This is a genomic window from Methylobacterium brachiatum (genome assembly GCF_020523825.1).
In the GTDB taxonomy this organism is placed as follows: Bacteria; Pseudomonadota; Alphaproteobacteria; order Rhizobiales; family Beijerinckiaceae; genus Methylobacterium; species Methylobacterium brachiatum.
Genome location: NZ_JAJALK010000004.1, coordinates 389,945 through 404,042 on the forward strand (window position 1 = coordinate 389,945; position 14,098 = coordinate 404,042).

The 14,098-nt window shown below is 70.2% G+C and carries 11 protein-coding genes and 2 pseudogenes; 6 read left to right on the forward strand and 7 right to left on the reverse strand.

Annotated features, from left to right (window positions below; translation table 11 throughout):
* Window positions 1-5: 5 nt before the first annotated feature.
* Window positions 6-635 carry a hypothetical protein gene (locus LGR69_RS11910; RefSeq protein WP_230366159.1) on the reverse strand — a complete coding sequence of 210 codons (630 nt, stop codon included), beginning with the start codon at window positions 633-635 and terminating at the stop codon, window positions 6-8.
* Between the two features lie 292 nt (window positions 636-927).
* Here LGR69_RS11910 and LGR69_RS11915 point away from each other — a divergent pair, with 292 nt between their 5' ends.
* Entirely contained in the window at window positions 928-1,071 is a 144-nt protein-coding gene (locus LGR69_RS11915; RefSeq protein ID WP_007560701.1) for a hypothetical protein, read from the forward strand.
* 3 nt (window positions 1,072-1,074) lie between these two features.
* Here the strand turns inward: LGR69_RS11915 and LGR69_RS11920 are convergent, their stop codons facing one another.
* Together LGR69_RS11920 and LGR69_RS11925 are read right to left on the reverse strand one after the other, a co-directional pair.
* A complete protein-coding gene (locus LGR69_RS11920; protein ID WP_007560699.1) occupies window positions 1,075-1,770 on the reverse strand; it encodes a gamma-glutamylcyclotransferase in 696 nt (231 codons plus the stop codon).
* Window positions 1,771-1,789: 19 nt separating this feature from the next.
* Window positions 1,790-2,188 (reverse strand): hypothetical protein, encoded by a 399-nt coding sequence (locus LGR69_RS11925; RefSeq protein WP_091859471.1) that lies wholly within the window; start codon window positions 2,186-2,188, stop codon window positions 1,790-1,792.
* Window positions 2,189-2,333: 145 nt separating this feature from the next.
* Between LGR69_RS11925 and recO the strand changes: the two genes are divergently transcribed.
* Both recO and parC read left to right on the forward strand, forming a co-directional pair.
* Window positions 2,334-3,053 carry a DNA repair protein RecO gene (recO, locus tag LGR69_RS11930; protein WP_230366160.1) on the forward strand — a complete coding sequence of 240 codons (720 nt, stop codon included), beginning with the start codon at window positions 2,334-2,336 and terminating at the stop codon, window positions 3,051-3,053.
* 254 nt (window positions 3,054-3,307) lie between these two features.
* Window positions 3,308-5,554: a DNA topoisomerase IV subunit A gene (parC, locus tag LGR69_RS11935; RefSeq protein ID WP_007560693.1), complete on the forward strand. Its 2,247-nt coding sequence runs from the start codon at window positions 3,308-3,310 to the stop codon at window positions 5,552-5,554.
* Window positions 5,555-5,815: 261 nt separating this feature from the next.
* Here the strand turns inward: parC and LGR69_RS11940 are convergent, their stop codons facing one another.
* From LGR69_RS11940 to gltX, 4 genes are all read right to left on the reverse strand, one after another.
* Window positions 5,816-6,064 (reverse strand): amino acid transporter protein, encoded by a 249-nt coding sequence (locus LGR69_RS11940; RefSeq protein ID WP_230366161.1) that lies wholly within the window; start codon window positions 6,062-6,064, stop codon window positions 5,816-5,818.
* 72 nt (window positions 6,065-6,136) lie between these two features.
* Window positions 6,137-7,078: a DNA-3-methyladenine glycosylase family protein gene (locus tag LGR69_RS11945; protein ID WP_230366162.1), complete on the reverse strand. Its 942-nt coding sequence runs from the start codon at window positions 7,076-7,078 to the stop codon at window positions 6,137-6,139.
* Between the two features lie 20 nt (window positions 7,079-7,098).
* Entirely contained in the window at window positions 7,099-8,388 is a 1,290-nt protein-coding gene (gene gltA / locus LGR69_RS11950) for a citrate synthase (RefSeq protein WP_007560684.1), read from the reverse strand.
* Between the two features lie 314 nt (window positions 8,389-8,702).
* A complete protein-coding gene (gene gltX, locus LGR69_RS11955) occupies window positions 8,703-10,124 on the reverse strand; it encodes a glutamate--tRNA ligase (protein ID WP_230366163.1) in 1,422 nt (473 codons plus the stop codon).
* 170 nt (window positions 10,125-10,294) lie between these two features.
* Between gltX and LGR69_RS11960 the strand changes: the two are divergent.
* The 3 genes and pseudogenes from LGR69_RS11960 to LGR69_RS11970 form a co-directional block, all read left to right on the forward strand.
* Window positions 10,295-11,212, forward strand: a pseudogene (locus LGR69_RS11960) (DUF4131 domain-containing protein); the annotation flags it as partial.
* A gap of 110 nt (window positions 11,213-11,322) precedes the next feature.
* Window positions 11,323-11,733: pseudogene (locus LGR69_RS32185) on the forward strand (ISL3-like element ISMdi2 family transposase); the annotation flags it as partial.
* Between the two features lie 502 nt (window positions 11,734-12,235).
* Window positions 12,236-14,032, forward strand: coding sequence for a patatin-like phospholipase family protein (locus LGR69_RS11970; RefSeq protein WP_082772922.1), 1,797 nt, complete (start codon window positions 12,236-12,238; stop codon window positions 14,030-14,032).
* The last annotated feature ends 66 nt before the right edge of the window (window positions 14,033-14,098 follow it).

Genomic DNA, 14,098 nt, shown 5'->3' on the forward strand with positions numbered 1-14,098 from the left:
AACGTCTACAGCGGTGGCGCGGCGAGGCAGCTCCCGAGAGCCGTCTTCAACGCCACCGCATCGCTGTCCGACACGGAAAAGACCGCCGTCAGGGTCTGATCCCCGCCGCGCGGGCTCGCCTGCGTCCAGGTGAGCCGCGTGCCGGCCTGGGCGAGCGCGAGCGCGACGCCGCGCAGCGGGTCCTCGCCCCGGCGGGCGCCGGCCACCGTGAGGCTGATGCTCCTGTCGGGATCGCGGGCTTCCGCCCCCTGCGCCGCCATCCGCACGGAACGGACGCCGGCGGCGTTCGAGACCAGGATGCTTGTGAGCGGCGCGGCGTTTCCGCCGCCCTGCAGGCCGGCCACGTCGAAACCCTCAGAAAAGTCCGCGAAGCGCGGCACCGTCAGAACCGCCGACAGGCCGGATCCGGCCGGGTCGCAGGCGAGCCGCAGGGTCACCGGGTGCTGGCCCGCGCCGAGGCTGGCGTTGCCGGCGAGGTCCGTGGAGCCTGCCACCGGCCGCGACCCGTCGGGCAGCACCGGCGTGCCCCCGGTCAGGATGTCCGACAGCCGGAAACCGTGGGGCCAGGGTCCGGCGGCGAGCACGGCGACCGCAATCACCAGAATCGCTAGGGCCACGCCGATCCGGAGCCGCATCCTGTCCTCGCCTGTCGGAAACTTGCGCCTGTGGGAAACTCGGGCCGGCGGCATAGCGCATCGCGCCGGATACCGGAACCGGCGCGATGCGCTAGATCCTTGGTCCTGCATCGTCTTTTTCCGAAGGTCGGAAGCAGCCGCCTCCGATGATGCCCAGGCGATCGCGGTTCGGCCGCAACCGTTCGTTCACCACGACCGAAGGAAGGGCCCACAACCACAACCTGTGGGCCTCGCGGCAACTCCGTAAAAACCGATCGATCCTATGCACGCTCGCTCAACCCTGAGCGTCGCGATGCGCATCAAGATCCTCCTCGCCCTCACCCTCGTGGTCTACGTCACCACCGGGCGCGCGCCCGGCATCCGCGAGCCGCGCAACCCGGATACGGAGCAGGCGGGCGGCCGCGTCGTCATCGCGATGAAGCGCGCCTGGGCGTGAGCCTCACGCGCCCGGCGCGCAGGCCCTGAGCCGGGCGGCCACCAGCGCCTGAAGGTTCCAGAGATGCCGGTCGCGGATGCCGAGGCGCTCGCAGGCCTCGACGGTCCGGAACAGGTACTCGGCGCTGGGGCCGGCATGCCCGCAGGCGGCCGCGATTTTTTCCGCGATCTCGGCATCCGAGAGGCGGCCGGCGTAGCGCTCGTTGGCACGGTTGGCCAGGAAGGTCAGCGCCGAGACGGTGCCGGCCTCGGTCGCCACCGGCAGCCAGCGGGCGACGTAGCCCCGGCCGCGCATCTCGCGGCGCCAGACCGGCATCAGCGCCTCGCGGATCTCCAGGCCGGGCAGCCGGAACGCCACGCCCTTGCACAGGCCGCCGCGATCGAGCGCCAGGACGAAGCCCGGCCGCTCCGGCGTGCCGCGAAACCGCCGCTGGAGCAGGCAGAAGCGACGGTGAAAGCCCCGCACGGTCCCGATCCGGCTCTCGGCCACCGGGAATTCCGGCCGCCACATCAGCGAGCCGTAGGCGAAGACCCAGATGTCGTGCCCCTCGCGGCCCGCGGTGATCGCCTCGAGCCCGGGACGCAGCTCCGCGTCGCTCAGAACCTCGAGGGCGCTCGGGTCGTCCGGGACGGGGGTGGCGTGGGCGCGGGCGATCAGGTCGAGGCTGAGGTCGAGACGGCGCGCTTGGGGTGACGGCATGCCTGTCAACGCGGCAGGTTCAACGCGCGTTGCCCAGGGCGTCCAGTTCCGGGAACGGCTGGCTGCGGTGGCCGGTGCAGACCTCGTCGTCGTCGATCACCTCCAGCCGGTCGGCCGCATAGCGCATCACCGCCTTCGGCCGCTCGGGCTTGCCGAAGGTGCGGCCGCTCATCCGGCTCGACACGCAGTAGAGCGTCCGGCCGCCATCCTCGATCGGCCCGGCGAGCCGGCTGCCCTCGAACCGCACCGGCAGCAGCGAGACCGATCCGAAATCGACCTGCTTGAGGGCCAAAGCCGCGATCCGCTGCTTCAGGGCCGGGGAGGGCGCGTCCTCGGCGGCGGGCTTCGCCGCCTTGGGCGCGGCCGGCGCCGCGGTGATGGTCAGGGCCAAGGCAAGAACCGGAGCGACGCGGCGCATGCGGGTGATTCCTTCCCGGCCAAGCTACCGTCACCCACGGGGCGCGCAAAGGCGGCAGCGCGGCTCCGGAGCCCTTATATGAGGGGATTCGGGGTGGATCGCCGGTGCCGCGATCCGCGCCTTCTCAGCCGGTGATGTGACCTTGATGCAATGGACCGACGACGCGCTGGTGCTGGGCCTGCGCCGGCACGGGGAGAGCGGCGTCATCCTGGAGGCGATGACCGAGGCGCACGGCCGCCATCTCGGGCTCGTGCATGGCGGGCGCTCGCGCCGGATGCAGCCGGTGCTCCAGCCCGGCAACCGGGTCCGGCTGACCTGGCGGGCGCGGCTCGACGAGGGGCTCGGCGCCTACACGGTGGAGCCACTCGAATCCCAGGTCTCGCGGATGATCGGCTCGGGCATCGCCCTCTACGGGCTCGGCCACATGGCCGCGCTGCTGCGTCTCCTGCCCGAGCGCGATCCGCATCCGGCCCTCTACGAGGCGGCGGGCATCCTGGTCGATCATCTCGACAATCCGGCCGTGGCGCCGCCGCTGATGGTGCGGTTCGAGCTGGAGATCCTGTCGGAGCTCGGCTTCGGCCTCGATCTCACCGCCTGCGCGGCCACCGGGGGCAACGACGCCCTGGCCTACGTCTCGCCCAAGAGCGGCCGGGCGGTCAGCGCCTCCGCCGGAGAGCCTTTTCGCGATAAGCTCCTGGCCCTACCCACCTTCCTGCATGCAGGCGGATTGCCGGGGCCCGACGGCGTTGCGCAAGGGTTTACCTTGACGGGGTACTTCCTCGACCGGCACGTCTGGGGTCCGCGCGGCCTCGCCGCGCCGGAGGAGCGCGCGCGATTCGTTGCGCTCGGTCGCGAGGCCGAGTAATGTTCGCGCTATGTTCTGCATGCGACCGAGCCGGGGACCGCCCGAGCCTCGGTTGAGACCAACCCCGTCATTCCGGGGCCGCGCAGCGGAGCCCGGAATCCAGAGCCGCATCGTCGAACGGGTGGATGCGTCCGTCACCCCGGGCACGGCGGGCGGTTCTGGATTCCGGGCTCGCCTCCGGCGCCCCGGAATGACGGATTGCGCGTTGTGGTGGTGCTGCCGGTCGGCAGCCCCGCCCTGAGACAGGAGCCGTCATGGGCCAGCCCTTCGAGCCGCCGTCCGGCGACGGGATCGAGAGCGTCGAGCTGAAATCCGCGCTGGAGGAGCGCTACCTCGCCTATGCGCTCTCCACGATCATGCACCGGGCGCTGCCGGATGCCCGCGACGGGCTGAAGCCCGTGCACCGGCGCATCCTGTACGGGATGCGGCTGCTCCGCCTCGACCCGAACACCGCGCACAAGAAATGCGCCAAGATCGTCGGCGACGTGATGGGCGACTTCCATCCGCACGGCGACCAGGCGATCTACGACGCGCTGGTGCGCCTCTCCCAGGACTTCGCGCAGCGCTATCCGCTGGTCGACGGTCAGGGCAATTTCGGCAACATCGACGGCGATGGTCCGGCCGCCTACCGCTACACCGAGGCCCGCCTCACCGAGGTCGCCCGGTTGCTGCTCGACGGGATCGACGAGGACACGGTCGATTTCCGCCCCTCCTACAACGGCGAGAAGGAGGAGCCGGTGGTGCTGCCGGCCGCCTTCCCGAACCTGCTCGCCAATGGCAGCCAGGGCATCGCGGTCGGCATGGCGACCTCGATCCCGCCGCACAACGCGGCCGAGCTCTGCGACGCCGCGCTCTACCTGATCAGCCATCCGGGGGCGACCTCGGCCCAGCTCAACAGCTTCGTGCAGGGGCCGGATTTCCCCACCGGCGGCATCCTGGTCGACTCGCCCGAATCGATCGCCGAGGCCTACCGCACCGGTCGGGGCGCTTTCCGGGTCCGGGCGCGCTGGCACAAGGAGGATCTCGGCCGCGGCACCTGGAACATCATCGTCACCGAGATCCCCTACGGCATCCCGAAGGGCCGGCTGATCGAGAAGATGGCCGAGCTTCTCCAGGAGAAGAAGCTGCCGCTGCTGGCCGACGTGCGCGACGAATCGGCCGAGGACGTGCGCGTCGTGCTGGAGCCGCGCTCGCGCACGGTCGATCCGGTGATCCTGATGGAATCGCTGTTCCGGCTCACGGAACTCGAAGCCCGCATCCCGCTCAACCTCAACGTCCTGGTCGGCGGCCTCGTGCCGAAGGTGATCGGGCTCACCGAGTGCCTGCGGGAATGGGTCGACCACCGCCGGGTGGTGCTGCAGCGCCGCTCCCGCTACCGGCTCGGGCAGATCGACCGCCGGCTGGAGATCCTGGGCGGCCTGCTCATCGTCTATCTCGACCTCGACGAGGTGATCCGCATCATCCGCGAGGAGGACGAGCCGAAGCCCGCCCTGATGGCCCGGTTCGAGCTGACCGAGGTCCAGGCCAACGCGATCCTCGACACCCGCCTGCGCAGCTTGCGCAAGCTGGAGGAGATGGAGCTGAAGCGCGAGCTGGACGCGCTCACCGCCGAGAAGGCCGAGCTCGATGCGCTCCTGGCCTCCGAGCCGGCGCAGTGGAAGACGATCCAGGCGCAGATCCGCGCCGTGAAGAAGACGTTCGGGCCCGAGACCAAGCTCGGCAAGCGGCGGACGACGCTCGCGAGCCCGCCCGATGTCGGCGGCATCGACTTCACCGCGGCCCTGGTCGAGCGCGAGCCGATCACCGTGATCGTCTCGACCAAGGGCTGGATCCGGGCCTTGAAGGGCCACGTCTCCGACCTCTCAGGCGTCGCCTTCAAGGGCGATGACGGGCTGAAGATCGCCTTCCCGAGCGAGACCACCCAGAAGATCCTGCTGCTCGCCTCGAACGGCAAGGTGTTCACCATCGAGGCGTCCAAGCTGCCGGGCGGCCGCGGCTTCGGCGATCCGGTGCGCCTGATGGTCGACCTCGACGACGGCACCGAGGTGGTGGCGGCGCTGCCTTACAAGCCGGAGACCAAGCTGCTCATCGCCGGCTCGGACGGGCGCGGCTTCGTGGCGCCCTCCGACGCGCTGGTGGCCAACACCCGCAAGGGCAAGGGCGTGCTCGGCCTGGACGGGGACGCGACCGCCGTGGTGCTCGTCCCGGCCGACGGCGATCACGTGGCGGTGGTGAACACCGAGAAGCTGCTGCTGATCTTCCCGATCTCGGAGGTGGCCGAACTCTCCCGCGGCAAGGGCGTCCGGCTCCAGCGCTGCCGCAGCGGTGGCCTCACGGACGCGCACGTCTTCAAGCTGGCCGACGGCCTGCCCTGGCAGGACGGCTCGGCCGAGGGGCGGCTCGCCAACGCAGCGGTGCTGGAGAAGTGGCTCGGCCATCGCGGCGAGGTCGGCCTGATGATGGCGCGCAGCTTCCCGAAATTCGAGCGGTTCGGGCGCTGAGCGAAACGAGATCGTGACGGACGCCGAACCCGCTTTCTCGTCGCTGAGATCCTGCGCCGCAGCCTCGAAGGAGGGCTTGAGAGATCGCAAGGCCAGCTGGGGGCCTCCTTCGAGGCCTCCGCTACGCTCCGGCACCCAGGATAAGGGCGCGGGTGGGACAGACCCTGTCTCAGTGCGAACGCTGGCCGAGCCAGAGCGCGCCGAAGGCCAGCACACCGCCAGCAAAGGGCACCGCGAGCAGGAGAAGGAACTGGGCTGTCGTCATGGGCGAAGATCCCGAAGCGCGTGCCGCACACCCCAATGTATGGCGCCACTCATGATCCAGCAAACCGCCATCGCGATGAGCACGGGCACGAAATGCGGGCGATCCGACAGGGCGGTCGATATGAACGGCGCGAAACCACCCACGGCGAAGATCGCGACGGCGAGACCATTGGCGTAGGTCCCTGTGAACTTGATGCGCTCGTTCGCGACAAGCTTGTCGCGCGCTTCCTCGTCCAGTTCCGACATCAACCAAGCCCCCCGGCCGGCCCTAACGTTAACCCGGCCTGACCATAGGCAAAAGGAAGCCCACCGCTCGCCTCACCGCCCCGTCACGGCCGCTTCATCCGCGGCCCAGAGATGCTGGGCGGCGTACGCCCGGAACGGCCGCCAGGCCTCGGCCCGGGCGAGGAGCGCGGCCGGGCTCGGGCGGCCGGTGCCGGTCGCGAGGGCGCGCAGCAGGCCGACATCGCCCACCGGTAGCGCGTCCGGCAGCTTGAGCGCCCGCATGGCGATGTACTGGGCCGTCCAGGGACCGATTCCGCGAATCGCCGTGAAGCGCAGCACCGCCGCCTCCAGGGTCCCGGCGGGGGCGAACAGGTCCGGATCGGCGAGCGCCGCCGCCGCCAGTGCCCGGGTCGCCGCGCCGCGGGACCGGGGCATGTTCAGGGCGAGTGCCACATCGGCCTCGACCAGCTGAGCCGGCGTCGGGAAGACATGGGTCAGGGAACCGACCGGCTCCGCCAGGGGCGTCCCGAAGGCCGCGACCAGCTTTCCGGCGAGCCGGATCGCGGCGGCGACGGAAACCTGCTGACCCAAGATCGCCCGGCAGCCGGTCTCGAACGGGTCCCAGGCGCCCGGCAGGCGCAATCCGGGGCGAGCCGCCACCAAGTCCGACAGGGTCGGGTCCCGGGACAGGCAGGCCGCGATCGCCGCCGGGTCGGTATCGCAATCGAACAGGCGGCGCAGGCGCGCGGCGATCTCCGGTTCGGAGCTTGAGGCGAGGCCGTGGAGCGTCGCGTGCAGCGCATCATCGCCGAACGCGACCGCGACGATGCCGGGCCGGCCGCCGATGCAGATGGTGCGCGCATAGGTCTGGCCGCCGGTCTCGGCCGATTCGACCCCGAGGATCGCCCGCTTCGCCAGGAAGGCGCGGATCGACGCCCAATCGTAGGGCGGCCGGACGGGGAGGCGGAGCCTGGCGACGGATCCCGCGGCCTGCGCAAACGAGAGGGGCGGCCCTTCGGCCGCCCCAGGGGTCACATCGGGTTCGATGGGCCGGCTCAGCCGCGCTGGTCCACCGGCACGTAGTCGCGCTGGGTCGGGCCGACATAGAGCTGGCGCGGACGGCCGATCTTCTGCATCGGGTCCTCGATCATCTCCGCCCATTGCGCGATCCAGCCGACCGTGCGCGCCACCGCGAACAGCACGGTGAACATGTCGGTCGGGAAGCCCATCGCCTTGAGGGTGATGCCCGAGTAGAAATCGATGTTCGGGTAGAGCTTCTTCTCGATGAAGTACTCGTCCTTGAGGGCGATCTGCTCCAGCTCCATGGCCACGTGCAGCAGCGGATCCTCGGTCTTGCCGAGCTCCTTCAGCACCTGGTGCGTGGTGCTCTGCATGATCCGGGCGCGCGGGTCGTAGTTCTTGTAGACCCGGTGACCGAAGCCCATCAGGCGGAACGGGTCGTTCTTGTCCTTGGCCTTGGCGACGTACTTGCCGACGTTCTCGGGCGTGCCGATCTCCATCAGCATCTTCAGCGCGGCCTCGTTGGCGCCGCCATGGGCCGGCCCCCACAGGCAGGCGATGCCGGCCGCGATGCAGGCGAACGGGTTCGCGCCCGAGGAGCCGGCGAGCCGCACGGTCGAGGTCGAGGCGTTCTGCTCGTGGTCGGCGTGCAGGATGAAGATCTTGTCCAGCGCCTTGGCGAAGACCGGGTTGACCTCGTACTCCTCGCACGGCACCGCGTAACACATCCGCAGAAAGTTCGAGGTGTAGTCGAGGTCGTTCTTCGGATACACGAAGGGCTGGCCGATGGAATACTTGTAGGCCATCGCGGCCAGCGTCGGCATCTTGGCGATCATGCGGATCGACGCGATCATCCGCTGGCTCTCGTCCGTGATGTCGGTCGAGTCGTGGTAGAAGGCCGACAGCGCGCCGACCGAGGCCACCATCACGGCCATCGGGTGGGCGTCGCGGCGGAAGCCCGTGAAGAACCGGTTCATCTGGTCGTGCACCATGGTGTGGCGCGTGACCCGGTAGTCGAAATCGGCCTTCTGGGCCGCGGTCGGCAGGGTGCCGAACAGCATCAGGTAGCAGGTCTCGAGAAAGTCGCCCTTCTCGGCGAGCTGCTCGATCGGGTAGCCGCGGTAGAGCAGCACGCCCTCGTCACCGTCGATGTAGGTGATCTTCGATTCGCAACTCGCCGTCGAGGTGAAGCCCGGGTCGAAGGTGAAGGCGCCGGTCTTGGCGTAGAGCTTGCCGATATCGATGACGTCCGGGCCGATCGTGCCGGATTTGACCGGCAGTTCGATCTCCTTGCCGTCCACGGTGATGGTGCTGGATGCGCTCATGGAACGTGGACCCTTCTCTGGCGACGTGGCGGATGCCGGCCTCGGGTTGCCCGAGGCGACCCCGGGGCCGGAGCACGCCGCGTTATGTTGCGGGTGCTCACGCGCCATGGGTTACCCAAACGGCAGTGCAGCAGCAACGGGGTGGGTGACAACCCGACCCCTTCGCCAAGCGAAATCCAACCCGGCGCCCGCAGTTCCCGGTCGCCCGATCAGCGCGACCGGATCGTCCCGGATGTCATATCGCGGGCGAACCGGCCGGGTTTTGCAATGCGCATCGACGTGGCCCGAAAGACGCTCGCCTTCGGGACGATGCGTCAGGCCACCTGATCCCCGAGGCGGGCCAGGGTCTCGGCCCGGCCGAGCACCGCCATCACGTCGAACAGAGGCGGGGAGGTGGTCCGCCCGGTGAGCGCGGCCCGCAGCGGCTGGGCCACCTGCCCGAGCTTGCATCCGGCGGTCTCTGCATACTGGCGCACGGCGCCCTCGGTGGCGGCCGCGCTCCAGTCGGGCAGGGCTTCGAGGGCCGGCAGCACGCCGGCGAGGCGCGCCCGGCCCTCGTCGGAGAGGAGCGCCCGGGCCTTGTCGTCCAGCGCCAGGGGGCGCTGGGCGGTGAGGTAATAGGCGCTGTCGAGGAGCTCGATCAGCGTCTTGGCCCGCTCCTTCAGGCCCGGCATGGCCTGGGTCAGCTTGTCCTTCAGGTCGGGCTCGAGCGTCGCCGGCAGGCCGCGCTCGGGGCCGACATTGGGCAGGATCGTCTCGATCGCGGCGACCAGATCGGCATCGGCGCTGCCGCGGATATAGAGCCCGTTGAGGTTGGCGAGCTTGGCGAAGTCGAACCGCGCCGCCGAGCGCCCCACCGCGCGCAGGTCGAAGGCCGCGATCATCTCCTCGGTGGAGAACACCTCCTGGTCGCCGTGGCTCCAGCCCAGCCGCACCAGGTAATTGCGCAGGGCCGCCGGCAGGTAGCCGAGGTCGCGATAGGCCTCGACGCCCAGCGCGCCGTGGCGCTTGGACAGCTTGGCGCCGTCGGCACCGTGGATCAGCGGGATATGGGCCATCTTGGGGATGTCCCAGCCGAGCGCGGAGAAGATCTGGCTCTGGCGCGCGGCGTTGGTGAGGTGGTCGTCGCCGCGGATGATCTGGGTGACCCCCATGTCGTGGTCGTCGACCACGACGGCGAGCATGTAGGTCGGCGTGCCGTCCGAGCGCAGCAGCACGAGGTCGTCGAGATCGCGGTTGGCCCAGGTCACCCGGCCCTGCACGGCGTCCTCGACCACCGTCTCGCCCTCGGTGGGCGCGCGCAGCCGGATCACCGGCTTGACCCCGGCGGGCGCCTCTGACGGGTCCCGGTCGCGCCAGCGCCCGTCGTAGCGCGGGGCGCGGCCCTCGGCGCGGGCGGTCTCGCGCATCTGCGTGAGCTCCTCCGCGGAGGCGTAGCAGTGATAGGCGCGGCCGGCGGCCAGCAGCTCCTCGGCGACCGCGCGGTGGCGCTCGGCCCGGGCGAACTGGAAGACCACGTCCCCGTCCCAGTCGAGGCCGAGCCAGGACAGGCCGTCGAGGATCGCGTCGATCGCGCCCTTGGTCGAGCGTTCCCGGTCGGTATCCTCGATGCGCAGCAGCATCTTGCCGCCGGTGTGCCGGGCATAGAGCCAGTTGAACAGCGCCGTGCGGGCTCCTCCGATATGGAGGTAGCCGGTGGGCGAGGGGGCGAAGCGCGTGACGACGGCTGAGGACATCGGGCCGATATGTTCGGGGGCGGAGGGCGACGGGGCGGGGCAGGGCATTCGGGCGGCGCCCGGCGCACGAAGTGGCGCCCGTAGCACGAAGTACGCGCTGTAGCACGGGCCGAGGGGTGCGTTAAGAATCCCATGCCGGAGCTGAGTCGCCCGGCGCGAGGCGAGGGCGGATGCGGCGGATCGGCGCGAGGCTGGCGGGTGGCGCGGTGGCGCTCGCCGGGCCGCGCCCCGCATGGGCGCCGGCGCTGCGCGACTGGTTTGCCGGCGGCCTCGCCCGAGAGGTCGAGCAGCGCCGCCTGTTCCCCTGGCTGGCGGTGGCGTTCGGCACCGGGATCCTGGTGTTCTTCGCGGGCGCCGACGGGACGCCCTTTCTGGCCGCGCCGCTCGTCGGGGCGGCGCTGGCGCTCGCGCCGGTGCCGTTCCTGGGCGCGCGACCGGGGAGCCTGGCTCTCGCGCTGGCGCTGGCTGCCGGCTTCCTCGGCTTCGCCGCGGCGACCTGGCGGGTCGGGCAGGTGGCGGCCCCGATCCTGTCCCGGACCACCATCGGGCCGCTCACCGGAATGATCGAGGCGCTGGACGAGCGCGAGGTCGGTGCCCGGCTCGTGATCCGGGTCGAGAGCTTCGCCGGACTCGATCCGGTGGGGAGGCCGCACCGGGTCCGGGTCTCGTTCCGGACGGCGCCGCCCCTGCGGCCCGGGGATTTCATCGCCGCCACGGCACGATTGCTACCGCCGCCCGAGGCGGCACGACCCGGCGGCTACGACTTCGCCCGGGATGCCTATTTCCAGGGGATCGGCGCGGTGGGCTCGCTGATCGGCGCGATCACGGTTCAGGCGCCGCCCGCACCGCCGCCGCTGCGCCTGCGTCTCGCGGCCCTGCTGGACGAGGCCCGCAACGCGCTGACGCGCCGGATCGCGCAGGCCGAGGGCGGCCAGGCGGGAGCGGTGGCGGCCGCGCTGGTGACGGGCAAGCGCGGGCTGATCGGGCCGGCCGCCAACGACGCGCTCCGGGCCGCGGGCATCTATCACGTCGTGACAAGTGCAAGGGTTGGCCGGCATTTCCTGGACGCGTCCCTTGCAGCAGGAATGCGTCATCGATCCAGGGCCGTCGATCTAAGGCATGGCTGATCCCGGATCGCTCTCCGTGGGGATCAATGATTCGCGGTCCTGCAGACCAGCTCAGGTCATCCCCAAGGCCCGGAGGTCGACCTCGGCCGGAGTACACAAGGATGCCAGGGCCGGCGTGCGGGTCGACCGCCCGACGCGCCATCACCAGTGTCTTGTCGTCGTCCGTCCGTTCGGTGACCCTCTCGCTGTCGAGGAAATCCCTCAGATGGGTGGACAGCCCACGCTGCCGCCCAACCGATCTGCTGCGGCAGGATGATCCGGCAGGGCCGGAGCCCTGGCTGGACGCGGCAGCCGCAACGGGATTGCAGGGCTTCGCTGCCGGCCTGCGCCAGGATCTGGATGCCGTACGGGCTGCGATCACACAGCCCTGGAACGACGGGCCGGTGGAAGGTCAGGTCAACCGCCTTAAGCTGATCAAGCGGCAGATGTACGATCGTGCCGGCTTCGACCTTTTGCAGCAGCGGGTGCTCCATGCGGCGTGATCAACGGCCAGGAGCCGGTGCAACTTAACCAATCACCCGTCAGCAACAGAAGTGCGGCTGAATCAAAGTTCGGTGCTTATCGACACTTGGCATTGCGGGCGGTGAGGTAGAGCCGCCGACGCTCGCGCGAGAACTGCAGTCCGTCAAGCTTTTATTCAAGCTATTGGACACCCGGGTCAGGGCTGGCTGGGCCACGTCGCAGCGGTCGGCCCCTTTATAAAACTCCCACGGATCGACACTGCCAGGAAATGACGAGATTCGTGCAATTCCAATGCCGCTGCCATCCGCCATTGTAAAGCGGAAGAGCGAATTCGTTTCTTTCCAATGCCGTAATGGCATCGACAAGAATGTTTAAGGGCATTGGCGTGAGCCAAGCGAGGCATCCACCCTCCGACCGCCAAGACTGCCGTCGATGGAGGAGACGATGCCGGCGGCCCAGGATCGCGAGCGTCAAAAAGATCGCGCCGACGTAGCCTCACCAGAGCCCGCCAGGATCCGCATCATGCACGAGCGACAGACGGAGGCAGAATGCCTCGACGCCTGCAACGCACCGCCCGACCCGGCACTTGCCGTCTCGGAGCGCGCTCAGATCCCGTTCCTGTCCGGCCTCGACGAGGACGCCGCCGACGCGATCCGGTCGCGGATGACCTCGGTTGCCGTCGCCGGGGGGCGGACGCTGTTCAGAGAGGGGGACGAGGCCGACGCGCTCTATACCCTGGTGAGCGGCTCGGTGGGCCTCTCGACGCGCGACCCGCGGGACGGGAGCGTTCGCCGCCTCTTTCGACTCGCCCCCCCGGACAGCGTCGGCGAACTTGCCCTGCTCGCCGGCGAGCCGCGCTCGGTCACCGCGACGGCGCTCCGCGACAGTCACCTCCTCCGGCTCCCTCGGGCGGGGTTCGAAGATCTGATCACCCGCCATCCCGGTACGCTGCTGTACTTCGCCCGCATCCTGGCGAAGCGGCTGACCACCGCTCATACCGGAGTGACCCTGGGGCATGCGCCGCGGAGCTTCGCCTTGATGGCGGTGACGGAGGGGCTCAGGGCCGCGCCCTTCGGCGAGAGGCTGGCCCACGCGCTGGATGCCGCGCTTCCCGGGCGGACCGGCTGCCTCACCGAATGGCCGCCGGAGGCCGATGAGGCATGGTTCCACCGCTACGAGCAGGCGCACGACCGCACGGTCTTCGTCGCGCACCGGATCGACTGCCCCTGGTGTCAGCTCTGCCTACGCCATGCCGACCACGTCCTGCTGCTGGCCGAGCCCGGCGCTCCGCCCCGGCCCGGGGCCGCTGCCTACCTAGCCTCGATCCGCTCCGACTGGATCCGCATGGACCTTGCAGTGGCACAGCCGGCCGATATCCGCCTGCCGCGCCCCCTCCATCCCGAGGTCGCCGCGCTGCCTTTCGCCCTGCGCCTGCAGGTCCGGGAGAACCACGGGAGCGACTTCGCGCGGCTGGCCCGCATCGCCTCCGGCCACGCGCGTGCCCTCGTCCTCGGCGGCGGCGGGGCCCGCGGCCTCGCCCATCTCGGCGTGTTGCGGGTCCTTGCCGAGGCGGGGCTCGACATCGACCTCGTCGGCGGCACCAGCATGGGCTCGATCCTGGCCGCCAGCGTCGCGATGGACTTGAGCCTGGACGAGATCGAGACCTACACGGTGGCATCCTTCGTCGGGCGCAACCCCCTCAACGATTACACGCTGCCGTTCCACGCACTGACCAGGGGCGCCAAGGTGGATGCGGGGCTGGCCGAGCGGTTCGGGGATGCCCGCATCGAGGATCTCTGGCGTCCCTTCTTCTGCGTGTCCTCGAACCTGACGACGGGCACGGCCATGGTCCACCGGGTCGGCGCCCTCGACCGGGCAATCCGTGCCAGCATCGCCATTCCCGGCCTGCTGCCGCCGGTGGCGAGCGAAGACGGCATCCTCGTCGATGGCGGCATGATGAACAACCTGCCCGCCGACGTGATGGCGGACCTCGACCGCGGCCCGGTGCTTGCCGTCGATGTCGGCAGCGACAGCGCCTTCCAGGCCATGCCGCGGCGTGGCATGGGCGCCCGGGCGGTCCGACGCATCCTCGGCATCTCGGATCAGCTCCCCGGTATCGCCCATCTGCTCCTGCGCTCCGCGACGGTGTCGAGCGGCGCCCAGACCATCGCGGCCGTGACCCGCGCGGCGATCCTGCTCAAGCCCGCCCTTGCGGGGGTGGACCTACGGGCGTGGTCGAGCTTCGAGACGACGGCCGAGCTCGGCTACCGCTGCGCCCGGGAGGCGCTGGAGACGGGCCGCCTGCGGGCCTGGACATGAGCGTCCCCGGTGCTTGGGCGCACGCGATGGATTCGCGCACGGTAACAGAACCTTTCCTGTCGCGAA